21 protein-coding genes are annotated in these 25,924 nt (G+C 67.6%); 9 read left to right on the forward strand and 12 right to left on the reverse strand.

The features are described 5' to 3' along the window. Nucleotides 1-40: 40 nt before the first annotated feature. The gene (locus tag EV283_RS11885) at nt 41-562 is read right to left on the reverse strand and encodes a DUF3833 family protein (RefSeq protein ID WP_130325582.1); all 522 of its coding nucleotides are present in this window, start codon (nt 560-562) and stop codon (nt 41-43) included. A gap of 353 nt (nt 563-915) precedes the next feature. Between EV283_RS11885 and EV283_RS11890 the strand changes: the two genes are divergently transcribed. Genes EV283_RS11890 through EV283_RS11915 form a run of 6 tightly spaced genes read left to right on the forward strand, consistent with a single transcriptional unit; the run spans nt 916 to nt 6,120 of the window. Further along, the gene (locus EV283_RS11890) at nt 916-1,446 is read left to right on the forward strand and encodes a thermostable hemolysin (protein WP_130325584.1); all 531 of its coding nucleotides are present in this window, start codon (nt 916-918) and stop codon (nt 1,444-1,446) included. Then, a complete protein-coding gene (locus tag EV283_RS11895; RefSeq protein ID WP_130325586.1) occupies nt 1,443-3,533 on the forward strand; it encodes an AMP-binding protein in 2,091 nt (696 codons plus the stop codon). The genes EV283_RS11890 and EV283_RS11895 overlap by 4 nt, the downstream gene beginning before the upstream one ends. Then, nucleotides 3,520-4,299: an SDR family NAD(P)-dependent oxidoreductase gene (locus EV283_RS11900; protein ID WP_130325588.1), complete on the forward strand. Its 780-nt coding sequence runs from the start codon at nt 3,520-3,522 to the stop codon at nt 4,297-4,299. Before EV283_RS11895 ends, EV283_RS11900 begins: the two co-directional genes overlap by 14 nt. Then, complete coding sequence (locus EV283_RS11905) at nt 4,296-4,955, forward strand: tetratricopeptide repeat protein (RefSeq protein WP_056410821.1); 660 nt, start codon at nt 4,296-4,298, stop codon at nt 4,953-4,955. The genes EV283_RS11900 and EV283_RS11905 overlap by 4 nt, the downstream gene beginning before the upstream one ends. Beyond that, on the forward strand, nt 4,952-5,578 hold the full coding sequence (locus EV283_RS11910) for a class I SAM-dependent methyltransferase (protein ID WP_130325590.1): 627 nt from the start codon (nt 4,952-4,954) through the stop codon (nt 5,576-5,578). The genes EV283_RS11905 and EV283_RS11910 overlap by 4 nt, the downstream gene beginning before the upstream one ends. Next, the gene (locus tag EV283_RS11915) at nt 5,575-6,120 is read left to right on the forward strand and encodes a phosphatase PAP2 family protein (RefSeq protein ID WP_130325592.1); all 546 of its coding nucleotides are present in this window, start codon (nt 5,575-5,577) and stop codon (nt 6,118-6,120) included. The genes EV283_RS11910 and EV283_RS11915 overlap by 4 nt, the downstream gene beginning before the upstream one ends. 53 nt (nt 6,121-6,173) lie before the next feature. Here EV283_RS11915 and EV283_RS11920 read toward each other — a convergent pair whose 3' ends face one another. The 9 genes from EV283_RS11920 to EV283_RS11960 all read right to left on the reverse strand — a co-directional run bounded on the left by EV283_RS11920 (nt 6,174) and on the right by EV283_RS11960 (nt 18,638). Next, on the reverse strand, nt 6,174-7,181 hold the full coding sequence (locus tag EV283_RS11920; RefSeq protein ID WP_130325594.1) for an NAD(P)-dependent alcohol dehydrogenase: 1,008 nt from the start codon (nt 7,179-7,181) through the stop codon (nt 6,174-6,176). Between the two features lie 58 nt (nt 7,182-7,239). Next, nucleotides 7,240-9,141, reverse strand: coding sequence for a S9 family peptidase (locus EV283_RS11925; protein WP_130325596.1), 1,902 nt, complete (start codon nt 9,139-9,141; stop codon nt 7,240-7,242). Continuing rightward, nucleotides 9,141-11,264 carry a M3 family metallopeptidase gene (locus EV283_RS11930; protein ID WP_207223117.1) on the reverse strand — a complete coding sequence of 708 codons (2,124 nt, stop codon included), beginning with the start codon at nt 11,262-11,264 and terminating at the stop codon, nt 9,141-9,143. The genes EV283_RS11925 and EV283_RS11930 overlap by 1 nt, the downstream gene beginning before the upstream one ends. 101 nt (nt 11,265-11,365) lie before the next feature. Next, nucleotides 11,366-12,559: a metallophosphoesterase gene (locus EV283_RS11935; RefSeq protein WP_242615935.1), complete on the reverse strand. Its 1,194-nt coding sequence runs from the start codon at nt 12,557-12,559 to the stop codon at nt 11,366-11,368. A 30-nt stretch (nt 12,560-12,589) separates the two neighbouring features. Continuing rightward, nucleotides 12,590-13,483 carry a glycosidase gene (locus tag EV283_RS11940; protein ID WP_130325600.1) on the reverse strand — a complete coding sequence of 298 codons (894 nt, stop codon included), beginning with the start codon at nt 13,481-13,483 and terminating at the stop codon, nt 12,590-12,592. A 4-nt stretch (nt 13,484-13,487) separates the two neighbouring features. Beyond that, nucleotides 13,488-14,255 carry an SDR family oxidoreductase gene (locus EV283_RS11945; protein ID WP_130325602.1) on the reverse strand — a complete coding sequence of 256 codons (768 nt, stop codon included), beginning with the start codon at nt 14,253-14,255 and terminating at the stop codon, nt 13,488-13,490. Nucleotides 14,256-14,489: 234 nt separating this feature from the next. Then, the gene (locus tag EV283_RS11950; RefSeq protein WP_242615936.1) at nt 14,490-15,722 is read right to left on the reverse strand and encodes an ROK family transcriptional regulator; all 1,233 of its coding nucleotides are present in this window, start codon (nt 15,720-15,722) and stop codon (nt 14,490-14,492) included. Nucleotides 15,723-15,985: 263 nt separating this feature from the next. Then, a complete protein-coding gene (locus EV283_RS11955) occupies nt 15,986-17,800 on the reverse strand; it encodes a DUF885 domain-containing protein (RefSeq protein ID WP_242615964.1) in 1,815 nt (604 codons plus the stop codon). 88 nt (nt 17,801-17,888) lie between these two features. Then, nucleotides 17,889-18,638, reverse strand: coding sequence for a methyltransferase domain-containing protein (locus tag EV283_RS11960; protein WP_242615965.1), 750 nt, complete (start codon nt 18,636-18,638; stop codon nt 17,889-17,891). Nucleotides 18,639-18,861: 223 nt separating this feature from the next. Here EV283_RS11960 and EV283_RS11965 point away from each other — a divergent pair, with 223 nt between their 5' ends. Beyond that, nucleotides 18,862-19,122, forward strand: a complete 261-nt coding sequence (locus tag EV283_RS11965; RefSeq protein ID WP_056415835.1) for a DksA/TraR family C4-type zinc finger protein — start codon at nt 18,862-18,864, stop codon at nt 19,120-19,122. Between the two features lie 55 nt (nt 19,123-19,177). Next, nucleotides 19,178-20,038: an exonuclease domain-containing protein gene (locus EV283_RS11970; RefSeq protein ID WP_130325610.1), complete on the forward strand. Its 861-nt coding sequence runs from the start codon at nt 19,178-19,180 to the stop codon at nt 20,036-20,038. Here EV283_RS11970 and EV283_RS11975 read toward each other — a convergent pair. Together EV283_RS11975 and putA are read right to left on the reverse strand one after the other, a co-directional pair. Then, nucleotides 20,035-21,648: a M28 family peptidase gene (locus tag EV283_RS11975; protein WP_130325612.1), complete on the reverse strand. Its 1,614-nt coding sequence runs from the start codon at nt 21,646-21,648 to the stop codon at nt 20,035-20,037. The genes EV283_RS11970 and EV283_RS11975 overlap by 4 nt on opposite strands. Nucleotides 21,649-21,711: 63 nt before the next feature. After that, nucleotides 21,712-25,323, reverse strand: coding sequence for a trifunctional transcriptional regulator/proline dehydrogenase/L-glutamate gamma-semialdehyde dehydrogenase (gene putA / locus EV283_RS11980; RefSeq protein WP_130325614.1), 3,612 nt, complete (start codon nt 25,321-25,323; stop codon nt 21,712-21,714). A 116-nt stretch (nt 25,324-25,439) separates the two neighbouring features. Between putA and EV283_RS11985 the strand changes: the two genes are divergently transcribed. Further along, complete coding sequence (locus tag EV283_RS11985; RefSeq protein ID WP_130325616.1) at nt 25,440-25,913, forward strand: Lrp/AsnC family transcriptional regulator; 474 nt, start codon at nt 25,440-25,442, stop codon at nt 25,911-25,913. Nucleotides 25,914-25,924 lie beyond the last annotated feature (11 nt).

The raw sequence follows: 25,924 nt of genomic DNA on the forward strand, positions 1-25,924 counted from the left end.
GTTGCCACCTCGGCGATGCGATGCTCCCCGCGGTGCGCGCTTACGGCAGTTTCCTGATGGTTTCATCGAGCGTCGCGACCGTCACGCCCAGCTTGCGGACGATCAGATGGTTCTGCGCGACCTGCGCATCGGGCGACAACGTCAGCCATTGATCGACCCGCATGCCGCCCTTCGTCGCAAAGCGGAGATGCAGCCGATTACCCTCCGCCTCGCCCACCACCGGTCCGGACGCGTCGGTTAGCGTTCCGGTATAGCGTCCATTGCCGAGCGGCCGTATCCCCCAGTGGCGATCGCGCGCAGGCTTGCCCTGCTGTTCGATATGCTGGTTGAGCAGCAGCGTGCCATCGGCGCGAAGCCGGCCGACGCTACTGACATGCGTCGTGACTGGCGCGTGCAGGACGATCTTCAGCGTACCGACCCCATCGAGCCGTCCCGCGAAGAAGCGTTCCGCGACGAACGGCGGCGACGCGCTGGCCGTGCCGATGCGTGGCGCACTCGCACAGCTTGCGAGAAGCACGGACAGCGCCACCGGAATGGTTGACCGCGTAAGGGGCGACATCATGAACGAGGCTTTCGAGAGGCATGGGGTGGTTCGGCGTCGGATGCGAAGACCGGCAACGATGGCCTTGCAACGACCGTCGCGGAGCGGACGAACCGTATCGACGGCGCTTATCTAAGGTGTCTGCCATCTCCACGCCAGCAACCGGCGAATAAAATCAAGTTTATGATAGCGTGACCACATTCCTTTATTGATACTCAGTATCAGAACCCTTGCCGGTATCAGCACTGGCCCGACTAAAGTCATCGATCACCCCACGTGGCACACTATAAAATAGCACCCGGAAAGATTTTCGTCACCGCGAACTGAGGTGACGAGTTTCGGGCGGCGTCCAAGCTGCATCTGGGAGGATGCATATGCACGACGCCGCGCTGATTTCGCTGATCCACGACCGTTACGCCGCCGTTCATGGCGCGATACCCGCCAGCGACTACCCGACCTATCTGACGATCGGTGCGCCCGACGTGCCGCAGGCGACCCTGGGGTACCGGCTCGCCGGTGCCGGCACGCTGTTTCTCGAGACGTATCTCGATCGCCCGATCGAGGCCGTACTGACCGAGCGGTTCGGCCGCCCGGTCCCCCGCATGCGGATCGTCGAGATCGGCGACCACGCCTCGCAGCGGCCCGGCGCCACGATGACGCTGTGGCGCGAAGCCGCAGCCGCCCTCGCGGGCCAGGCGGATGTCGCCGTCGCGGTGCTGACACGCCCATTGCGATCGATGTTCGCGCGGCTGGGGCTCGACCTGATCGAACTCGCACCGGCACGGATTGAGGCGCTTGGCGAGGCCGGCTCGGCCTGGGGGCGCTATTACCAGACCGACCCCCTCGTCTGTGCAGGCGACATCGACGCCTGCCGAACGCTACTCGATCGGAGTGCGCGCGCATGACGCAGTTGCTCGACGCGGCCATGCGCCATGCCGAGGCCCGGCCCGAGGCGATCGCCATCGACGGCGCGGACCCGGTCACCTGGGCGACGCTGGCGCGGGTGCTGCCGCCGATCGCGCAGGATCTAGCAACGCGCTTTGCAGGCGGCCGTCCGATCGCGCTCCAGCTCGATCAGGGCGTCGGCGAATGCATTCTCGACCTCGCACTGCTCGAGGCCGGCATCGTCAGGATCCCGCTGCCCTCCTTCTTCACGCCCGCGCAGACCGATCACGCGCTCGACGCGGCCGGCGCGGAAATACGGCTCTGCGGCCCGGTGACCCTGTCGCTCGACACGCAGCCGGCCGTCCACGTCAGCGAAGATCACCGCGTCCGGCGGGCGCGCAGCCTGCCTGACGGCACGGCGCGCATCACGTTCACATCGGGATCGACCGGCGATCCCAAGGGTATCTGCCTGTCGCGCGACCATCTGCTGGGGGTTGCGCAGGCGGTGGTCGAGACGCTCGGCGTGCATCATGCCGGGCGGCACCTGCCGATCCTGTCGCCCGGCATCCTGCTCGAAAACGTCGCCGGCTTCTACGCGACCATCCTCGCGGGCGGCACCTATGTCGCGCTGTCCCAGGCCGCGATCGGCATGGCCGATCCGTTCCGCCCCGACATCGCCGCGCTGCTGCAGACGATCGAGCGGCAGGCGATCACCTCGCTGATCCTCGTTCCGGACTATCTCACGGGCCTCGTCGTCGCCCTGCGCGCGACGGGTTTCCGGCTCCCCCGCCTGTCGCTCGTCGCCGTCGGTGGCGCGCGGATCGATCCGCTGCTGCTCGACGCCGCAGCCGCGCTGGGGCTGCCAGTGCGCCAGGGCTATGGCCTCACCGAATGCGCGTCGGTCGTCGCGCTCGATGACGGCGATCCTGCATCGCGCGGCAGTGTTGGGCGGAGCATCGGCGCGAACGACGTTCGGCTGGCCGCGGACGGCGAGATCCTGATCGACGGGCCGCTGTTCCTCGGCACCGTCGGCGTACCCCGCACTCCCGGCCCGCTCGCGACGGGCGACATCGGTCGGATCGACGACACCGGGCGACTCTCGATCGAGGGGCGCAAGTCCGCGCTGATCGTCACCAGCCACGGCCGCAACGTCTCGCCCGAATGGGTCGAGGGCGCCCTAACGCGCCAGCCTGCGATCTTCCAGGCGATGGTGCGCGGCGAAGGACAGGCGACGCTCGATGCGTTGATCGTGCCCTCATCGCCGAGCGCCGATATCGCCGCCGCGGTCGCAGCCGCCAATCTCGCGCTCCCCGCCTATGCCCGGATCGCGCGGTGGCAGGTCGTCGCGCCCTTCACCCCAGCAACCGGACTGCTGATCGGCAACGGCCGCCTGCGCCGTGCCGCGATCGACGCCGCCTATCCCGACCACGAGATTTCGATGGACCAGCCCTTTTTCGACCGTCTCGTCGCCGAGACCCGCGAGGCGCAGGCGCGTTTCGCGATGACGCCGCAACTCGTCGCCGGGATGACCGGCCGCATCAGGCGCGCGGACTACATCGCCTACCTCACCGAGGCGTTCCACCATGTCCGCCACACCGTGCCGCTGATGGAAGAGGCGCGCGCCCGGCTCGCGCACCGGCCCGTCCTCGTTGCGGCGCTCGACGAGTATATCGAGGAGGAGACCGGCCACGAATTCTGGATCCTCGAGGATATCGAGGCGGCCGGAGGCAACAGCCTCGTCGCCAGCCATGCGCCCGCACCGGCGACGCGCGCGATGGTCGAACATGCGTATGAGACGATCCGCCAGGGCAATCCGGCCGCGTTCTTTGGCATGGTCTATGTCCTGGAGGGCACCAGCATCGCGATGGCGAGCCATGGCGCGGGCGCGGTGCAGTCGGCGCTCGGGCTGCCCGACTCCGCGTTCCATTATCTCACCTCGCACGGCGCGCTCGACCAGGATCACATGGTCTTCTTCGAAAAGCTGATGAACCGGATCGACGATCCCGAGGACCAGCGTGCGATCATCGACATGGCGAACGCGATGTTCGGGCTGTTCGGCGCGCTGTTCGCCGGGATCGAGCTGGAGACCACGCGTGTCGCCGCTTGAAGGTCGCCGCATCGTCCTGACCGGCGCGGCCGGCGGGATCGGCGGGCTTCTCGCGGCACGGCTGCGCAGGTGCGGCGCGCACGTCACCGGGGTCGACCGCGTCGAGTCACCCGCCTGTGACGATCACCTCGTCGCGAACCTCGCCGATCCCGCAGCGCTCGCCGATCTCGGCGCGCACCTCGCGGGCCGGCACGTCGACATCCTCGCCAACGTCGCCGGCCTCCAATATTTCGGGCCGTTCGAGCAGCAGGGCGCGACAGGGATCGCGCTCGGCTATGCGGTCAACCTCGTCGCGCCGGCAATCCTTGCCAGCGCCGTCGTCCCCCGGATGATCGCGCGCGGCGATGGCCAGATCGTCAATATCGGTTCGGTGATGGGCGCGGTCCCCTACCCCTATTTTACCGCCTATTCGAGCGCGAAGGCCGGGCTGAAAGGCCTCAGCCAGGCGCTGCGCCGCGAACTCGGCGGACGCGGCATCGCGGTCACGCACGTCGCGCCGCGCGCGGTCAGGACCGGGTTCAACACCGCGACGATCGAGCGCTTCATGGCGCTGACCAAGATGAGCGCGGACGATCCCGCCACCGTCGTCGACCGCATCTTCCGCGCGATCGAGCGGCGCGAGTGCGACGTGTCGATCGGCCTGCCCGAACGCGTCTTCACGCAGCTCAACGCGCTGCTGCCGGCCGTGGTCGACCGCGGCCTCGCCGGACAGGTGCTGACCGCCCGAACCCTTTTCCAGGACAAACCCTCAGGAGCCCTTTCATGATCGTCCGTTACGCTCTCGCTTTCGTCGCCCTTGCGCTGGCGGGCTCGGCCAATGCCAGCAACAATCCCGCGATGGATGCCGCGGTCCGCCGCATCAACGACCAATGGGCGCATATCCGCTATCAGGTCGCCGACCGGAACGAGCAATATCGCCAGCTAGACGTACTCGCGGGCGAGGCCGCGCAGGTCTCGGCGCGTTATCCCGGCCGGGCCGAGCCGCTCTTGTGGCAAGGCATCGTCGTCAGCGAGGAAGCCGCGCGCGCGAGCGTGCTGCGACAGCTGGGCTTTGCGCGGTCGGCGCGGGAGATCCTGGAAAAGGCGCAAGGCATCGACCCGAACGTCGCCGATGGCGGCGTCAAGATGAGCCTTGGCGTGCTCTACTACCGTGTCCCCGGTTTCCCGATCGGCTTCGGCAACACCGCAAAGGCGCGCGCGCTGCTCGAGGCGGCACTGAAGCAGGATCCGAACGGCCTCGACAACAACTTCTTCTATGCCGACTTCCTCAACGACGAGGGCCATCCCGCCCAGGCCAAACAATATGTCCAGCGCGGCCTCCAGGCGCCGGTGAACGCGGCGCGGCCGGTATGGGATGCCGGGCGGCGCGCGGAAATGCGCGCGCTGCTGGTCAAGATCAACGCCAAGCTCAAGTCCGCGTGAACGCGCTCGCCGCCGCGCTCGGGCGACAGCTCGCACGCCCGAGCGGCATTGGCGGCCGGCTCGTCGGGCAGGCAATGCGCATCGCCAACCACCGCCCGACCCGGCTCGCGATCGCCGCGCTCGACGTCCATAGCGGCAACACGGTGCTCGACCTCGGTTGCGGCACCGGCGATGCGATCCCCGCTCTGTCGGCGGCAGCTGGTGGCGGCCGAGTCCACGGCCTCGATCATTCACAGGCCATGATCGATGCGGCGCGACGCCGCCACGCAGACGTTATCTTCCACTGCGCGTCCTTCACGGAGATCCCCCTGCCCGATGCGTCCGTCGATCGGATCCTCGCCACCAACGTCGCCTATTTCTGGCACGACGATCGCGCCGTGCTCACCGAGCTCCGGCGCGTGTTGCGGCCAGGCGGGCGGCTCGCACTCTACGTGACGACCGCGGACTCGCTGCAACGGATCGGGCTCGGCAGCAGCCCGACGCACCGGCTGTTCAATCCCGCAACCCTGCGCGCGATGCTAGGCCCGGCCGCGACCATCGCCACCGTCGATGCCGGGTTCGGCGTCTCCGGCATGATCGCAACCCTGGATAAACCCCGCGTGCCGAAGGACAATGCAGCATGAGATTTCGAATTGCCGCTGCCGCACTGGCCGTCGCCATCCCCGTCACGTGCGCCTCGCCCGCGACGGCATCACCAAAGGGCTGGGCCGATGCCAGCGATATCGGCCGCGACCTTCTCGTCGGCGCAGCGCTCGGCGTGCCCGCGGTCCAGGGCGACTGGCGCGGCGATCTGGAGGCCGGGGGCAGCATGCTCGTCGCGGGCGGGACGACGTTCGCGCTGAAGGAACTGATCCATGAGCGCCGCCCGGATCGTAGCGACGACAAGAGCTTTCCCTCGGGCCACACCTCGGTCTCGTTCGCCGCGGCCGCCTCGCTCGAAAAGCGCTATGGCTGGGAAGCGGGGCTGCCCGCCCTGCTGGTCGCGTCCTTCGTCGGCGTCGCGCGAGTCCGGGCCGACAAGCATTATGTCCACGACGTCCTCGCCGGCGCGGTGATCGGCGGCGCCAGCGGGTTCCTGCTCACCGCGCGCCACGACGACCGCGTTCGCCTCACGCCCTGGGCGGGATCGGGCGGCGGCGGCATCGACGTCGCGATGCGCTTCTAAGCATCTCCAGCTACGCCGCCTCTTCGCCCAAAACCGTTACCCGACGGGAGGTGTTACCATTCGATCCCGATCTTCCCGGAATGCTCGCCACTCATCTCGAACGCGAACGCGTCTGCGAGGCGATCGAGCGGGAAGCGGCGGTCGATCACCGGGCGGGTCCCGGTCGCTTCGAGCGCGCGGACGAACGCCTGCTGGTCGCGGCGGCTGGCGACGATCAGGCCCTGCAGCCGGGCCTGCTTGGCCATCAACGCCGCGGTCGGCACCTCGCCGCCGCGCCCGGTTAGCACGCCGATCAGCGAGATATGCCCGCCGATCCGCACCGCGTCGATCGACTGGCCAAGCGTCGCCGGTCCGCCGACCTCGACCACGTGATCAACCCCACGGCCCCCGGTCCAGTCGGCGATCCTGCGGCCCCAGTCCGGATACGTGCGGTAGTTCAGCGTGAAGTCCGCGCCGAGCGCCTTGGCGCGGTCGAGCTTCGCGTCCGACGACGAGGTGATCGCGACGATCGCTCCCATCGCCTTGGCGATCTGCAACGCCCAGATCGACACGCCTCCCGTTCCCAGCAACAACACCGTGTCGCCCGCCTTCAGCCCGCCATCAACGACCAGCGCGCGCCATGCGGTCAGCCCCGCGGTCGTGATCGTCGCCGCCTCGACGGAATCGTAGAGCTTGGGGGCGTGCGTGAACGCGGTCGCGGGCAGTACGACATGGCCTTGCGCGAACCCGTCGATCCCATGGCCCGGCGTGCGACTGAAGTCGCCGATAACCGGCGGTCCGTCCTGCCAATCGGGGAAGAAGCACGACACGACGTGATCGCCCACCGCAAACTCGGTGACGCCCTCGCCGACCGCCTCGACGATCCCGGCGCCATCAGACAGCGGCACGCGACCATCCGCGCTCGGCATCTTGCCCGTCACGACGCCAAGGTCGTGGAAATTCAGCGAACTGCCGTGCAGCGCGACGCGTATCGTGCCAGGCGTGGGATTCCCCGGGTCGGCGCGCTCTTCGATGCGCAGGGTATCAAGTCCAGCGGGGGACCGCAGCGTCATGACCTTCATCGCAAACTCCTTGTCTGCGGGTGCTAACGCGCGGTCCCCTCGAACTCTCCCCGTGCGCTTACCGCGGCGTCAGATAGCGATCGAACCAGGCGACCGATCGCTTGCGGACATCCGCCGCATTGCCCGGCGCCCGGATGGCATGGCCCTCGTCGGGATAGATGACGAGGCTAGTCGGGACGCCCAGCTCCTTCAACGCGTGCCAATATTCGATCGACTGCGTCGGCGGCACCTCGATGTCGCGTTCGCCGACATAGATGAACGTCGGGGTCTTCGCGCGCTTGATGACGCTGATCGCGGAGACCGCGCGATAGGCCTCGGGGTCGTCATAGGCGGATTTGCCAAAGAACGGGATCATCCACTGGTCGATGCCGTTGGTGCCGTAGTAGCTGATCCAGTTCGACAGCCCGGCACCGGCAACGATCGCCTTGAACCGGTTGGTCTGCGTGTTCGCCCACATCGCCATGAAGCCGCCATAGCTGCCCCCGGTCAGCCCGAGCCGCGCATCGTCGACGGGCGCGATCTTCTCGACCGCATCGATCCCCGCGAGGATATCGCGCAGATCGCCACCGCCGAAATCGCGACGGTTGGCGGCGGTGAACGCCTCGCCCTGCCCGAAGCTGCCGCGCGGATTGGGCATGAACACGTAATAGCCCGCCTCGAGCAGCGCCGCAGGCCCCGACCCGCTGGTGATATAGCTCGGCGTGTTTGCGGACGAGGGGCCGCCATGGACGATCGTCACCATCGCCGCCTTGCGCGCAGGGTCGGCGATCTTGGGCGCGAGCAGCCAACCCTGCACGTCGAGCCCGTCATTCTTCCACGTCACGCTGCGCGCCGTGGCCACAGCCGCAAGCGCGTCATTGTCGTGCGTGATCTGACGCGGCGCAGCAATCGGGCCTGCAAAGATCGCCGGGCCGTGCGTGAAATCCTGCACCGAGGCCGCCATGATGCTGCCGTCCGCGCTATAGGCTACGCGGCCGTCGCCCGCAGCAAAGCTCGCCGGGCGGCTCCAGCTGACTATCGTCTTGCCGGCTGGGTCGAGCGTCGCGATCTCGGCCGCGTCCGCATGAAGCCGGACCGCGTGCAGGCCGCCCTGAGTCCAGTCGAGCGAAGTGACCGTGGCCTTGGCGCCCGCGGTCTGGTTGACGGGCACGCCCCCGGCGATCGGCACCGTCCAGACGTCGCCGCCGATCGCGCCGAAATCGCTCATCAGCCCACCGATATACGCGACCGTCCGGCCATCGGGCGACACGCGCGGCATGTTGAGCTGCGTCTTCGGCTTGGCGATCGTGCGGACCGCCCCGGTCTGCGCGTCGACCGCATCGAGCGTCGCCACCCACCAGTTGTTGTCGCCATTGCCGAGCGCACTCGTCACCACGAAACCGCGACCGTCCGGGGTCCAGTCATATTCGTAGATATAGCGGTCGGCGGGCGACACCGGCCTCACCGTGCCCGCGGCGATGTCGACGATCGCCAAGCGCTGTTCGTCGCTAGTCTCGCCGATCTCGCCGACCTGCCGGACGCCCGCCTGCGTCGCCCCCGCTTCTTTCGCGGCGCCGAACGTGGCGAGCAGCGCCAGCCGCTTGCCATCGGGCGAGAAGCGCGGGGTCGACGCGATGCCGTCGATCGTCGCAACCTGCCGAGCGCCGCGTATATCCGCCAGCATCACCAGCGCACGCGGCTCGCCCGGTTTGCGCGCGACGAACGCGATCCGGCCATCGGCCGCAAAGGTCGGTGCGCCATAGCTGCAGGTCGGGCACGGATCGATCGTCTGCGCGATGCCACCATCCGCCACGCGCCGCACGACGATCGCCGCATGCGTCGGCGACGCGGATTCGATACTGGCAAGCCGGTCGCCCTTGGGAGCGATCGCCACCGCGCCATATTGATGCACCGGCGCCTGCTGCGCGACCGCGGCCGTCGAAGCGGTGACGAGCAGCGCCGCCATCATCACTGGCCGCATCACTTGGCGGTCGCCTTCAGGCCCCGGTCTTCGAGCATCGGGCCGATATCGGGATCCTTGCCATAGAACGCCTTGAACATCGGGGCGTAGTCCTGCGTGTGTCCCTTCGACAGGATCATGTCACGGAAGCGCTGACCGTTCGCGCGCGTGAGGCCCCCATGCGCCATGAACCACGCATAGGCGTCGTTATCGAGCATCTGAGTCCACAGATATGCGTAATAGCCCGCGGCATATCCGCCCGCCCAGATGTGCGCGAAATAGCTGGTGCGATAGCGCGGCGGCACGTCCTTCGTGTCGAGCCCCATCGTGGTGAGCGCCTTGGTCTCGAACGCATCGACATCCTGCGGCCCGGCCGAGGCGGGCAGCGAATGCCAGTCCTGGTCGAGCGTGGCTGCGGCCACCAGTTCGCCGAGCTCATAGCCCTGGTTGAACTTGGCCGCGTTCTTGATCTTCGTGACCAGCGCCTGCGGCATCACCGCGCCGGTGCGGTAATCCTTGGCGTAGTTCGCGAACACCTTGGGATCGAGCGCCCAATGCTCGTTGAACTGCGACGGAAATTCGACCCAGTCGCGCGCGGTGTTGGTGCCAGACACCAAAGGATAGGTCTGGTTCGCGAACAACCCGTGCAGCGCATGCCCGAATTCGTGGAACATCGTCGTCACGTCGTCGAACGTGATCAGTGCGGGCTGGCCCGGCGCAGGCTTGGTGAAGTTGCCGACGTTGTAGACGACCGGCTTGGTTTTCAGCAGCTTCGACTGGCCGACGAAGTTCGACATCCACGCGCCACCCGATTTGTTGTCGCGCTTCCAGTAATCGAAATACATCAGCCCGAGCTCGGAGCCGTCCTTGTCGTAGACGGTGAACACGCGGATGTCCGGTTGGTAGGTCGGAATGTCGCGGCGTTCCTTGAAGGTGACGCCGTAAAGCTGGTTGGCGGCGAAGAACACGCCGTCCTGCAACACGCGGCCGATCTCGAAATACGGCTTCAGCTCGTTCTGGTCGAGGTCGTACTTCGCTTTGCGCACCTTGTCCGAATAGAAATCCCAATCCGACGGCGCGAGCGGGAACGAGGCGCCGGTCGCGTCGATCGTCTTTTGCAGTTCGGCGGCCTCGCGGCGCTGCTCGGCAGCCGTCGCGGGCACGAGCTGCGTCATGAAGCCCTTGGCCGCCGCTGGCGTCTTGGCCATCTGGTCGTACAGCGAGTAAGCGGCGTAGTTCGGATAGCCGAGCAACTGCGCCTTCTGCGCGCGCAGCTGCGCGATCGTCTTGATCAGCGCGCGCGTGTCGTTGGCGTCCCCGCGCTGCGACCGGTTCCAGCTCTTGTCGAACAGTGCCGCGCGCGTCGCACGGTCGTTCAGCGAGGCAAGCGCCGGCTGCTGCGTCGTGTTCTGCAGCGACAGGACATATTTGCCCGGCATCCCGCGCTCGTTCGCGCCTTCAGCCGCCGCGGCGATCTCGGCATCGCTCAAGCCGGCAAGCTTTGCCTTGTCGTCGACCACCAGCGCGCCCGCCTTGGTGCCCGCGAGCAGCTTCTGCTGGAAGTCGGTCGTCGCGGTCGAGATCTGCGTGTTGAGCAGCCGCAGCTTCGCCTTGTCGGCTTCGTTCAATTGCGCGCCGGCATGGAGGAAGTCGCTGTGATAGATTTCCAGCACCTGGCGCTGCTCTGCATCGAGCCCCAGCGAGTCCTTCTTGGCATACAGCGTCTGGACGCGCGCGAAGAGCTTGGGGTTGAGATAGATCGCATCGCTATGCTGCGCGAGCTTGGGCGCCTCGATGCTGCGGACCTTGTCGAGCACGTCGTTGGTGTTCGCCTGCGACACGCCGAAGAACGCCTGGCTCGCGCGGTCGAGCGTCCGGCCGGAGCGCTCCATCGCCTCGATCGTGTTCGCAAAGGTCGGTGCGGCGGGATTGTCGGCGATCGCCTTCATCTCGCCGATCTGCTCGGCCATCCCCTGTTCCAGCGCGGGCTGGTAATCGGCGTCGGTGATCTGGTCGAACCGCGGCGCCTGGAACGGCAGCGTGCTGGGCACGGTCAGCGGGTTGACGCGCGCCGCCTGGACCGTGGTGGCACCGGCAAGGCAGCACAGAAGCGCGGCGGAACGAAGCAGGGTGGAACGCAGCATCGATGGTTCTCTATGGCAGGAGTGATGACGCTCTTCTTGCATGGACCGCCAACCCGCCACAACGTCTGATTACCGCCTCCACTCGGCCATCGCGGACCAGGCTAGGCCCGCTTCGACCGCAGCGTGATCCGCGTCATTTCCGCCCATCGACCGAGCCGCAGCGCGAAGCCTGGCCACAGCCCGGTGCCATTGCTCACATACAGCGTCATCCCGTCGACATCGTAGCGTCCCGAGACGAACCCGCCATTGGCGAGCGCAAAGATCCGGTCGAATCCGAGGATCATGCCCCCATGCGTATGCCCGGACAGCTGCAATGCAACCCCGCCCGCCGCCGACTGCCGCGCCGCCTTGGGCTGGTGGTCGAGCAAAAGGACCGGCACCCCGGTTGGCGCACCGGCGAGCGCCGCGCCAAGATCCGGCCCCGCCTGCCCGACCGCGGGCGCGGAGAGATCGGTCACGCCCGCTAGAACCAGCCGCGCATCGCCGCGCTGGAGCAGCGTATGCGCGTTGGGCAGCATCCGGATGCCCAGCCCCTGCAGATACCGCATCCACGCCGCATAATCGAAGAAATACTCATGGTTGCCGGGGATCGCATAGACGCCTTCCGGCGCACGCAGGTCGCGAAGCGGAGCGACGTCCGCCTGCCGCATCGCCACCGACCCGTCGATAAAGTCCCCGGTCACCACGATCACGTCCGCGCCCGACGCATTGGCGCGCGTCACCACCGCACGCGCCCAGTTGGCGGGAAACAGCCGGCTGATATGCAGGTCGGTCAGCTGCAGCACGCGGTATCCGTCGAACTGCGGCGGCAGGCCGCGGATCGTGACCTCGACGTCCTTGACCGCCGGCACGCGGATCGCGTTGGCGACGCCGATCGCCGCCAGCACCGCCGCAAGCCCCGCGGTCGCATAGCGCACCGCGTCGGGCACGACGGCACCACGTCGCACCAGCATCGTCGCCAGCGTCGCGAGATCAACCAGCATCTGCAGGATGGCGAGCAACAGGATCGCGCCGAACGCCCAGTTGAACGCGATCACGACGGCGCGGGGAAATTCGGGCGCGAACACCGACCCAGACGAGAGCCGGCTCCACGAATGATATTGCGACGCCAGCAGCAGCAGCACCGCGACAACCAGCTTGACCGGCACCGTCAGCGACAGCGGCCACAGCCAGCGCCCGATCACGTACAGGCACGGCAGCGAAAAGATCAGCTGGAAGATCGTCTCTATCCTTTGGCGATGCCCCGGGAACGATGGCGGCCAGCCCCGATACCGCCGCGCTTCCCTACGCGGCACAATTTATTCCCGCCGCACCGAAATCGACGCTCAGCGAGAATAGACGCCGATCAGCGCACGCCGCAGCATCCGGTCCTCGAGCGAATAATAGAGCGCGATCCTGTCGCTCTCGATCACGGTCGATGCGGCGAACGCGATATCGGTCGCCTCGCGGCTCACCGCGGGCGGCGGCACCAGCATCGGCTCGATCCCGCGGCCGGTCACCCGCGTGAAATCGGCATCGAAGCTGATCCAGCCGATCCGCCACCGCGCATCGTGCGTCGCGCCATTGTAGAACATCACCGGGTCTTGCCCCGCGATCCGGATGATCGGCCCGGTCGACAGATGCCAATTGTCCCAGCTGTCCTCGCGGATCCCGAACGGATCGGGCATCACGGTCCATGGTCCCTTGGCGGTCGGTCCGCGCGCCATGCCGATCCGCGACGCCTCGTGCGCGGCATATTCGTAGAACAGCCGCCAATCCCCCGCCGCGGTCTGCGCGAGCGTCGCCTCCTTGATGTTGCCCTCGCCCGGTGGCGCCTTCAGGACCAGGTCCTGCTTGACCAGCGCGCTCAGCTCGCGCCCCGCCGCCAGGATCATAGATCCCTGCGCGCGCGCCGCGTCGACCCCGGTGTAATAGACCAGATACTCGTGATCGGTCACCAGCACGGTCGGATCCTCGCACCCGCCGAGATCGGCAGGTCCCGGCCCCGGCACGACCGCCAGCCCCGCATCCATCCGGAAATGCAGGCCGTCCGTGCTCGCCCCGCCGGCGATGATCCCGGTCGGATCATGCGGCCCGAGCGGGTGCGGCACGCCGCGGATCATCACGCGGTACAGCGCGCCTTCCTTCCAGACGAACGGGCTCATCAGGTCCATCCCGTCGATCGGCGACGTCGCCGAGAGCGTGACGGTATCGAGCTGCTCGACGACATAGCTCAGCATCGGTTCAGGCCCCTTGCGCAACGGTCAGCGACAGCGCGCCGTCGATCGTCACGGTCGTCCCCGTGATATAATCGGCCGCCGGCGACAGCAGGAACAGGACGAGCGCGGCCACCTCGTCGGGCCGCCCCGCGCGCTTCCACGGGATCGCCGCCTCCTTCGCCGCGAGTTCGGTCGGATGATCGAGCGCGGACTGGTTCATCGGCGTAAGGATCATCCCCGGCGCGACGCCGTTGACCGCGATCCCCTTCGGCGCGAGTTCGAGCGCGAGCGTCGCTGTCAGCTGCGACAATCCGCCCTTGGCCGAATCATAATCCACCCCGCCGGGCCGCGGCGCACGTTCGTGGATCGACGAGATATTGACGATCCGCCCGCGCGCGTCCTTGGCCTCGAGCGCGCGCACCAGCCGCCGGCAGGTCAGGAACGGGCCATAGAGATCGGACCGGATCACCCGATCGAACTGCGCAAGCGGCATGTCGACCAGCTTAACCCCGGTCATGTTCAGCCCCGCCGAATTGACGAGCAGGCTGACCGTCCCAAACGCCTTCTCGGCCGCCGAGAACAGCCGCTCGACCGCGTCCTCGTCGCCAACATTGGTCTGCACCGCCAGCGCGCGATCCGGGCCGCCGATCGCCGCACACACCGCGTTCGCCGCCGCGACGTCCTCGAAATAGGTAATGACCACCTGTGCACCCGCCTCGCCCAGCGCCTTGGCGCAGGCGGCACCGATCCCCGATTCTCCCCCCGTGACGATCGCGACCTGATCCTCGAACATGACTACTCCTGACGCCGGTTTCTGCCCCCGTCGCAAGCGCGCATCCCAGGCGCGGTGCAAATGAATTCCGTGTCAGGTCAACGACAAGACCGTCGCGACCAACTCGTGATTCAACGTGGCGCGGTCGTCTGACACTCCTTGCTCGGGAGGGGGGGCGGGGTGTCAAAGATGCCGCGACCGGGCGAGTTTCGGACGCACGAACGGCTGTGTGCGGCGCCCCGATCGTACGCGAACTCAGGACTTGATCAGGATCGCGTCGGACGGCAGCATGCGATCGAGGAACGGCAGGATCGCCGCGCCGACCGCGGGGGCATCGCGCGACAGCGTGGCGCGGCGGATCGGTGCGGACGCGGGGATGGTCGCCGCCGCCGCAGTCATCTTGTGATGTGTCTCGTCAGCAAGCCGGTCGAGAACCTCGTCGGGAAGCCGTCCGCCGAGCAGGATCGCAGCCGGATTCAGCAGGCAGTTGACCGCGGTTACCGCGGGCACCAGCGCGGTCGATGCCTCGTCCAGCCAGTCCGCGAGCGGCGACGCGCACGCCGCAGGAAACGGCTCGGTCGGATCCAGTCCGGCGACCGACATCCCCGCCGCTTCCAGCCGCTGGGTCAGCGCGGACAGCGAGACCACGTCCTGCAGCACCCGCCCGGAATCGCCCGCGAGCGGCAGGAACCCGATCTCGCCACTGCGCCCCGTCGCGCCGCGATAATAGGTGCCGTCGGTCACGATCCCGCCGCCCAGCCCCGCGCTGACGAGGATGTAGAAGAAGCTCGCATGGTCGAGGCCGCCGCCGAACTGCGCCTCGCCGATCGCCGCCGCCGCAGCATCATTGTCGATATGGATAGACCACGGCACCACATCGGCCAGCAACGCCTGCAGGTCGACGTCCCCCCAGCGATCGTAACCCGCAGGCCGGTGCGGCAACACGACACGGCCCAGATCGTCGGGCAACGCCACCCCGACGCCAAGAACCCGGTCGGTGCGGATCACATTGGTCTTGTAGATCTCGGCGATCCCCGCGCGCACGGTCTCGACGACATCCTCGGGCATCGCGAACGCGATCTGGCGCGTGAAGCGTGATCGCATCGTGCCCGCGAGATCGAGCGAGACGAGCGTGACATGATCGCGATCGATGTTCAGCCCGATCGCAAAACAGCCATCGGGGTTGATCCGCAGGCGCACCGCCGGCTGGCCCCGCGCCCCCGTCCGGCGCCCCGCGTCGACGATCAGCTCGGAATCGAACAGTCGCGCGGTGATGTTGGCGATCGTCGGCGAAGTCAGATTGGTCATCGTCGCGATTTCGCTGCGCGTGATGTCCGGATTGCGGCGGATCACCTGCAGCACGACGCGCTGGTTATAGTCGCCGGCGCGTTCCAGATTGGTGCCGGACAAGCTCGGTCCCAGTCGCACCGCGCGTTCGTCCGCGGTCACGCCGCCGTGAATCGCGGGATCGAGATCGGAAAAGTTCAAGCGGCTGTCCAATCCGGGACGCGGTCCGGGGTCGGGATGCAGGCATGGCCAGCACCGCCACCGGTCCGCACATGGTTGGTGACGCGCATACCCGTCTTACGGAACACCGCCACCGCTAAGCCATGCTGTTTCAATCGTCCCCCTTCCCCGCCGTGATCGCGAAAGATCATCTTTTGGTATTGTCGAAGGTCTCGTACCTGCACGGGCAAGTCAACACCGACATTGATCCAAATCGCGATCGCCTTGCGTCATCGATTCGGCGCTCACCCGGCCTTGCCCCCACCCGCGATCCAGCGATCGATCTTCTTTTCCAGCACCGGCATCGGCAGCGCACCGGTATCGAGCACCTGCGCATGGAACCCACGCGGATCGAAATTCGCCCCCAGCGCCGCCTTTGCCTTTGCCTTGGTCCGCGAGATCGTCAGCTGGCCGATCTTGTACGCCAGCGCCTGCCCCGGGATCGCGATATAGCGCTCGACCTCGGCGGTCGCATCGGTCCGCGCCATCGGCGAGTTGGCGAGCATGTACGCGATCGCCTGGTCGCGCGTCCAACCCTTCGCATGGATGCCGCTGTCGACCACCAGCCGCATCGCGCGCAGCATCTCGTCGTTCAGCCCGCCCATCCGCTGATACGGATCGGTTTCGACGCCGAGCTCCTTCCACAGGCTCTCCGAATACAGCGCCCAACCTTCGACATAGGCGGTGTTCCCGCCGAACCGCATGAACGCGGGCAGCGCAGCGTTTTCCTGCGCGAGGCTGATCTGGAAATGATGCCCCGGCACGCCCTCGTGCAGGAACAACGTCTCCATCTCCCAGGTGTAGCGCGACGGCAGGTCGTAGGTGTTGTAGTAGAACACGCCCGGTCGCGTCCCGTCAGGCGTACCGCCCTGGTACGAACCACCCGCCTCGGTCTTCTCCTTGAACGCGGGCACCGCGCGGATTTCGAGCTTGGTCTTGGGCACCAGCGAGAACTGCTCGGGGATGCGCGTGTATATCCGCGCCTCGATCGCCTGATACCCCTCGCGCAGTTTTGCCGCGGAGACGGGGGCGAACTTCGGATCGGTCCGCAGATAGGTGAAGAACGCAGGCAGATCGCCCTTGAAGCCGACCGCGTCCTTTTGCACGCGCATGTCCTTCAACAGCCGCGCGACCTCGGACAGTCCGAGCGTATGCACCGCGTCGGCGGTCAGCGGCAGCGTCGTGTTCTGCTCGATCAGATAGGCATAAAGCTTGGCGCCGCCCGGCATCGCCGACACACCGACGCTCTCGCGGGCCTTGGCGCGGTATTCGTTGGCGAGGAAATCGCGCACCCGCTGTTCGGCGGGCAGGATCACGTCGCGGATCTGCGTGGCATAGGCTGTGCGCAACCGCGCCTGATCCGCCGCGGAAATGCTCGCGGGGAACGTCTTGAGCGGCCCGGCGAAGGTCGAACCCTCGACGCCTTCCTTGATGAGGTTGTCGAACTGGCCGATCATGTTGTCGACGACCAGCCGCGGCTGGACGATCCCGTCCTTCATACCCTCGCGGAACAGCCCGATCGCGCGGTCGAGTACGGCGGCATATTCGGCGTTGCGCTTGAGGTTGTTCTCATAGTCGAGCAGCGTCTTGAACGGCGCGGCGCCCTGCCCCGACGCGAAATCGGGATAGAAGGTCTGGAAGCCCGAGAAATGATCCATCGGCAGGTCGCGCTGGATCTTGAGCAGGTCGGGCGCATAGCCACGCAGCGTGATCCGCGTATTCGTCTCGAACACGTCGTACGCGATCTGGTCGACCGCGGTCAGTTTCGCGCGGTCGATCCGCCCGAGCGCGGCGAGATCGGCCTCCGCCGCGGCGCGTTCGGCCGCGGTGAATGCATCGGTCAGGTAGGCGCCGAGATGATCGGCGTAGCGCAGGTCGCCGCGGAAGATCGCCGATACCGGGTTCCGCTTCAGGCTCGCCTCGTCACTCGCATAGAACAGCGCCTTGAGCCTGGTATCCTCGACGCTGTCGCCGGCCTGCGTGGTGGGTGGCGGCAACGCCTGCCCGACCGCGGCGGTGGCGGCGGTAGTTGCAAGACACGCAGCGAGCAGCAGTTTGATCGACACCGGCATATTCCCCACCGTAAGAATGTTACGACAAGGACTAGGCCGGGCGTTCGACCGCCGCAAGCAACGCCTGAGCAGATCCCTATCGCGGCTTGACGAACTTCAGCGTCATCCGGTCGCTCTCGCCGATCGCGGCATATTTCGCGCGGTCGACGTCCTTCAGCGCGTAGTTTGGCGGCAGCGTCCACACGCCGTTCGCCCAATCCGCGCTGTCCTTCGGATTGGCGTTGATCTCGGACGCACCCGCTGGCTTGAACCCCGCCGCGGTCGCAAAGCCGATGACCGAGCTCGTCTTCATATAGCCGCTCTTCTCCTCCGCCGCGATGTCGCGCGCCTCGGGCAGCCGGTGCTCGACCACGCCTAGCGTGCCGCCCGGCTTGAGCATCTTGAACATCGCCGCGAACATGGCGCGCGCCCGATCCACCCCGCCGAAGCGCCAGTTATGGACGTTGCGGAACGTCAGCACGACATCGGCACTGCCGTCGGGCACGCCCGGCTGCCCGGCTTCTGCCGGAAACGCCGCCAGCCGGACCTTGCCGTAAGTCGCCGGGGTCTTCGCCTGCAACGCGCGCACGCCGTTCAGCCCCTTCTCCCACGGTCCCGCCGCGTAATAGACTCCACCGCGCGCGGTCATCGGCGCGAGGATCTCGGTATACCAGCCGCCCGACGGCCAGATTTCGACCACCGTGTCGGTCGGCTTCACGCCGAAGAACGCCAGCGTCTGGGCAGGATGGCGATACCGGTCGCGCGCGACATTGGCAGGCGTACGAATCGGCGCGGCCACCGCGGCGGCGATCGGCGCAGGCACACGCTGCGCGCTGGCGGCGGTCATCCCCCCCAGGACGAGAACGGGGGCGGCACAGAGCAGGATGCGGGCGTAGCGGTTCATCATCGACCTCTCGGGATTGCAGCCCGCAGGATGGCCCCGCCGGGCGCGTTCGACAAGCCCGCAATGCCCCCGAAATGCCGCGCAATGCGACGCCCGCGCACCGCGACTGGAAACGACAGCAACATTGCCCATATCATCGATATACGCGAAGCAAAGGAAGCGAATGATGGCGGGCGGTTGGACACGCGACGGCGCGGTGCAGGACCAGATCGACGACACGGTGATGGACGCGGTGCTGGCCGCCCGCGCGCGGATGCCGACCGGCGACAGCGAGCCCTATTGCGCGCAGTGCGGCGACGACATTCCCGAGGGACGCCGGCTCGCGATTCCGGGCGTGCGGACCTGCGTCGCTTGCCAGAGCGGCCGCGACCGCCCGGCCTCCGCGCTGTTCAACCGCCGCGGCAGCAAGGACAGCCAGCTTCGGTAAACGATCGGATGCACGTCGCTTTACTTGGCGTTCCCGGCCCGTCAGGGATCGGCGAATGATCGACCCCATGACCAACCGCGATACCGAGGCCACGACACCCGATTTCGTCGTGATCGACGTCGAGACCGCGTGTTCGCGCGTCAGCAGCATTTGCCAGGTCGGCATCGTCGGTTTCAAGGACGGGCGCGAGATCTTCGACTATGAGACGCTGCTCGATCCACGCGACGAGTTCAACGTCTTCAACACGCGGATCCACGGCATCGCCGCGCACCATGTCGTCGGCAAACCGAGCTTCAGCGATGTCCACGCGGTCGTCCACGGCCATTTGTCGGGCCGCACCACCGTCGCGCATTCCTATTTCGACAAGGGCGCGCTGGCGGCCGCATGTCGCATCCACGACCGCGCAATGATCGAGACGACGTGGCTCGACAGCGTCCGCGTCGCCAAGCGCGCCTGGCCCGATCTCGAAAGCCACCGCCTCGGCGTCCTCGCGCGCTATCTCGGGATCGAGCACCGGCACCACGATGCACTCAGCGACGCGCGCGCCGCGGGCTGGGTGATCGTCAAGGCGATCGACCATACCGGGCTGTCGCTCGCCGACTGGCTCGCCCCGCCGCGCGTCGCCGGCCCCGCCCCGCGCGCCGCTGCCGACGGACCACTGCGCGGCGAACGCGTCGCGATCCTCGGCGAGCCGCGCGACGGCAAGCTGGCGCACCTCGCCGCAAGCCTCGGTGCGCGCGTGATGACCGGCGTCGGCAGCTCGACGACGATGCTGGTCGTCGCCGGCCGCGAACCCTTTGGCCGCGCCACCCGCGCCAGCGCCGCGTTCCTCAAGGCGGAGGAGCTACGCCGCGAAGGCACACCGCTGCGAATCCTCCCCAGCGATGCGTTACGGACGATCGCGGCGCGCGCCTAGCGGCGTGCCACGTCGGTCTTCGCGCGCTCGACCGCGAACGGCTCGCTCGCGTTCCAGCCGGGCCAACCCGCGCCCTGCGCCACCTCGCGCCCCAGCGCATAGGCGACACTGCCCTCCTGCGCCGCGCCGGTCATGTCCCAACGCGCATCGAACTCGTCGCAGGTCTGGTGATAGCAGCGCGCATTGAACGCATCGCGCTTCGCCTCGCCCGCCGCCGCGCCGCCTGCGACCAGATCGCGACCCGCGCGGAAATACACGCCCGGCACGCCCTTCTGCGCCAGCGCGTAATGATCCGAGCGGTAATACCACCCCGCCTCGGTATTCTCCTCGGGCACGATCCGCAGCCCCTGCGCGCCGGCGACCCGCTTCAGATCCGCCTCCAGCGGAGTCCGGCCGACACCGATCAACTCCAGATCGCGCGTGCGGCCCAGCACGACATGCGGATCCAGATTGAACTGCGCCGCGGTCGTCGCGAGTGGCAGGACGGGATGATCCGCATACCAGCTCGCCCCCAGCAGCCCTTTCTCCTCCGCGGTCCATAGGGCGAACACCACCGAGCGTCGCGGCCGCGGCCCCTTCGCGAATGCGCGTGCGATCTCTAGCAGCGTCGCGGTCCCCGTCCCATTGTCGATCGCGCCGTTGCGGATACGGTCCGCGGGCGGATCGAACGCGTTCTCGCCGTAAGCGTCCCAGTGCGCGCCATACAGAATGCTGCCTGCAGCCGGATCGGTACCCGGTAGGATACCGACGATATTGTGGCTCTCGACATGGTCGAGGCGGGTATCGACGCGCGCATCGAACGTCGCGCCCTTCAGCTCGACCGCCTTGAAATCCGCGCGTTGCGCCGCGAGTTTCGCCGCCTTGTAGTCGAGCCCGCCCTGCCGGAGCAGGCGTATGCCGATGTCATTGCGTACATTGCCGCGCACGCCGAACGCCGCCGGGATCGTGCCCGTGTCGAGCGCATAGCCCGGCACCGCGTCGCCATTGGCGATCTGCAACCAGGGATAGCTCGCAGGGAACGTCTCGTGGATCGTCAGGAAGCCAGCAGCGCCGCGCTTTTGCGCCTCGGTCAGCTTGGTTCGCGCCGCCGGGCTCGACACCCGGCCGCCAAAGCCGAGATCGCGTCCCGCCTCGACATCGGGATCGCCCGCCAGCGCCACCACGATCTTGCCGCGCACGTCGACGCCGCGATACGGGTCATATCCGAGCGACGGCTCGACGACGCCATAGCCGACGAACACGATCGGGACGCGATCGAGCGCGGTGGCGCCCACGATCCGCGACGACGCCGCGATCTCGACACCCGGCCGCAGCGGCACCGACGTCGCACCGAGCCGGAGCGTGAACTGCGCCGCGTTGCGCGTCCAGCGCAACAGCGGCACGCGCTGGCGATACCCCCCGTCGGTCAGCGGCTGCAGCTTGAGATCGGCGAACCGCCGGCTGAGGAAATCGAGCGTGATCGGTTCGCCGATCTGCGTCGGGCCGCGTCCGTGGAAATCGTCGGCGCTGAGCGTCCGGACATCCGCCTTGATGCGGTCGGGCGACAGCAAGGGCGCGGCGGGTTCGGTCGCCGCGGTCAGCAGCATGAGCAAGGGCAGGATACGGTTCATCCCGGCAGGGTGAACGGAAAACCCTGCCGGAACAACCCGTTGTTTCGACCTAGCGCCGACCGATCACGCCATCGCCATCAGACTGGCATTGCCGCCAGCAGCGGTCGTGTTGATCGAGGTCGATACTTCCTCGACCAGCCAGTCGAGCCGGTACCCGCTGGCCCCCGCCTGCGTCAGCACGATCGGCCCCGGCAGCGCGGCGATCGCCTGGTTCGCCGCAGCGACGCGCGCGGCATCGCCCTCGATCAGCGCGCCGGAATAGGGGCCGGCAGCGGCCCAATCCTCGACCCAGCGCACGCGCTCCGCGACCGCCTCGGGAAGGTCGATCGTCAACGCCGCCGCCGCACCGACGACGATGGAATTGCCGGTCGACAGTGCCGCCGCCAGTTGCGCGATCAGGCCGTCGCGCGTTTGCGGCAGCAGCAGCACCGTGCCGCGCGGATGAATCGCATAGACGTTGGTCTCGCCGACCGGCCCCGCCAGCTCGGTCACACCGCCCAGCGGCGATGCGGTGCCACAACTCCGTACGGTCTGCGCCGCCACGGTCTCGCCGCGCGCGTCGAGCCAGGACGCAAATGCCAGCGCCGCCGGATCGCCCGAACCGGGTGCCGCGATATCGACCCCCGTGACCAGCCGGCCGAGATACAGCGGCCCGCCCGCCTTCGGCCCCGTCCCCGACAGCCCCCGCCCACCAAACGGCTGCACGCCGACGACCGCGCCGATGACGTTCCGATTGATGTACAGGTTACCCGCCTGCACGCGCCCGGTGACGAACGCGATCGTCTCGTCCAGCCGCGTGTGCAGCCCGAACGTCAGGCCATAGCCGGTCGCGTTGATCCGATCGATCAGCGTCCCCAGTTCGGGGCGGCGGAAGCGGACGACGTGCAGCACCGGCCCGAACACCTCACGCTCCAGATCCGCAAAATCGTCGAGCTCGATGATCGTCGGCGAGACGAACGTCCCGTGCGTCGTGTCCCCCGCCGGCGCGATCTGCTCGACCCGCCGGCCAAGGCCGCGCATCCGCTCGATATGCCGCTCGATCGTCGTCTTCGCCTCGGCGGAGATCACCGGGCCGATATCGGTCGCCAGCGTATCGGTACGCCCGATCCGCAATTCCTGCAGCGCGCCCTTCAGCATCGCCAGCGTCCGATCCGCGACGTCCTCCTGCAGGCACAGGATCCGCAACGCCGAACACCGCTGCCCCGCGCTGTCGAACGCGGAGGCGACCACGTCCGCCACGACCTGCTCGGCCAGCGCGGAGGAATCGACGATCATCGCGTTCTGGCCGCCAGTCTCGGCGACCAGCGGGATCGGCGCGCCAGCAGGCGAGACGCGCCTGGCCAGTTCCACCTGGATCAGCCGGGCGACCTCGGTCGATCCGGTGAACATCACGCCCATCGTCGCGGGCGCCGCGACCAGCGCCGCGCCGATCGCGCCGTCACCCGGCACCAGATGCAGCACGTCCTCGGGAACGCCCGCCTCATGCAGTATCGCGATCCCTTGCGCGGCGATCAGCGGCGTTTCCTCAGCGGGCTTCGCCAGCACCGCATTGCCCACCACTAGCGCCGCGGCGACCTGTCCCGCGAAGATCGCCAGCGGGAAATTCCACGGGCTGATGCACGTCACCACGCCCAAAGGGGCCTGCCCCGCCGGCATCGCCCGCGCCTGCTGCGCATAATAGCGCAGGAAGTCGATCGCCTCGCGCACCTCGGCGACCGCGTTGGCAAGCGACTTGCCCGCCTCGCGCATGATCAGCGGCAGCAACACCGGCATCCGCGCCTGCATCAGGTCCGCGGCGTGATCGAGACACGCCGCGCGCTCCGTCACTGACACCGCGGCCCATCGCGGCGCGGCGTCGGTCGCCGTCCGTGCCAGCGAAAGCGCGGCCTCGACCGACAGCTCGTACACCGTGCCCACCTGGTCGCGGTGGTCCGCCGGATTGCACACGGCGCGCGCAGTCCCGACATCGGTCCCCGCCCGCACCGGCTCCAGCGCGCCGCGGAACGTCTCGCTCACCGTCGCCAGCACGCCCTCGTCGCTGGCATCTAGCCCGTCGGAATTGCGCCGTGTTCCGTACAGGTCGCGTGGCAGCGGGATCGCCGGATGCGGCGCCCCCGGCACCGGCATCGCGCGCACCGTCGCGACCGGGTCGGCAACCAGCTCGGTGACCTGCACCGCCGGGTCCGCGATCCGGTTGACGAACGACGAATTCGCGCCGTTCTCCAGCAGCCGGCGGACGAGATAGGCGAGCAGGGTCTCATGCGTGCCGACCGGCGCGTAGATCCGGCACGGACGGTTCAGCCGGTTGCCGCCGACCACCTCCTCGTACAGAGGCTCGCCCATGCCGTAGAGGCACTGGAACTCATAGTCGCCGATCACGAAATCGGACCCCGCGACGGTGTGGATGGTCGCGAGCGTCTGCGCATTGTGCGTCGCGAACTGCGGGAACACCGCATCGCTCGCCGCCAGCAGCTTTCGCGCGCAGGCGATATAGGCGACGTCGGTATGGACCTTGCGCGTATAGACGGGAAAATCGTTCAGCCCATCGACTTGCGCGCGCTTGATCTCCGCATCCCAATAGGCGCCCTTGACCAGCCGGACCATGATCCGCCGATCCGCGCGGCGCGCCAGGTCGATGATCCAGTCGAGCACGAACGGGCAGCGCTTGCCATAGGCCTGCACCACGAACCCCAGCCCGTTCCAACCGCTCAAATCGGGATCGGTCGCCAGCGTCTCGAGCAGATCGAGCGACAGTTCGAGGCGATCCGCCTCCTCCGCATCGATGTTGAGCCCGATGTCATAGCCCTTGGCCAGCAGCGCGAGCGTCTTCACGTCGGGCAAGAGCTCGGCCATCACCCGGTCGGCCTGCGAGCGGGCATAGCGTGGATGCAGCGCCGAGAGCTTGATCGAGATTCCGGGCCCGCCATAGATCCCGCGTCCCGCCGATGCCTTGCCGATCGCATGGATAGCCGTGACATAGTCGGCATGATAGCGACGCGCGTCCTCCGCGGTCGTCGCCGCCTCGCCGAGCATGTCGTAGCTATACTGGAAGCCCTGCTTCTCCGGGGCCACCGCGTGCTTGAGCGCTTCGGTGATCGTCTGGCCAGAGACGAACTGCTCGCCCATCATCCGCATCGCCATCGCCACGCCGCCGCGGATGACGGGCTCGCCCGCACGCGCGATCAGCCTCGTGAGCGCCGCACCGAGACCTTTGTCGTCGACGCTGCCCGTCAGCTTGCCCGTCAACGCGAGCCCCCAGGTGGCGGCATTGACGAACAGCGAGCGTCCCTCGGCCAGATGCGACGTCCAGTCGCCGCCCGCGATCTTGTCACGGATCAACGCATCCCTGGTCGCCGCATCCGGAATCCGCAGCATCGCCTCGGCCAGGCACATCAGCGCGACGCCCTCCTGGCTCGACAGCGCATATTCCTGAACGATCCCCTCGATCCCGCCGCTCTTGCGCTTGGCGCGCAGCGCGGTGATCAACGCGGTCGCGGTCCGCGTGACGTCAGCCGCGGTCGCGTCGTCGAGCGTCGCCTGGTCGAGCAGCGGCGCCAGGCATTCGGTCTCGGGGCGGCGATAGGCTGCGGTGATCGCCCGGCGCAGTGGGCTCTGTTCGCGGACCGGAGGGGCAAAATAGGCAAACAACGGGGTAAGCGAAGATGGATGCGGCATGGCGGGCCTCGTCAGGGATCTGCCCACTTTCGTAGCATGGACGCGCCCGGCGATCCGACTTATCAATACGCCTTCAGAAGCCGAACCGGCCAATTAATAGCGGTAGAAGAGGTCAGATGCCCGATGAACCTAAGCCAGATAGCGCAATCGACCAGTTCGACCGCCGTATCATCGACCTGTTGCGCGACGATGGCAGGATGTCGGTGGCCGAGCTCGCACGGCGCGTCGGCTTGTCGAAAACGCCGTGCCAGGTCCGGATGAAACGTCTGCTCGACGATGGCTATATCCGCGGGTTCCGCGCGGTGCTCGACCCGGTGATGCTCGGGCTCGACCATATCGCGTTCACCGAGGTGAAGCTGTCCGACACGCGCGAGGCCGCGCTCGACGCGTTCCGCCGCGCGGTGCTGGCGATCCGCGAGGTCGAGGAATGCCACATGATCGCCAGCAGCTTCGACTATCTGCTCAAGGTGCGCACGCCCGATATCCGTCGCTACCGCGAGGTGCTCGGCGAGCGGATATCGAGCCTGCCGCACGTCGCGAGCACCTCCACCTTCGTTGCGATGGAGACGATCCGCGACGCGGCGATGTAGCGGCGCGCGAC

It is taken from the genome of Sphingomonas sp. BK036, assembly GCF_004216825.1.
Lineage (GTDB): Bacteria > Pseudomonadota > Alphaproteobacteria > Sphingomonadales > Sphingomonadaceae > Sphingomonas.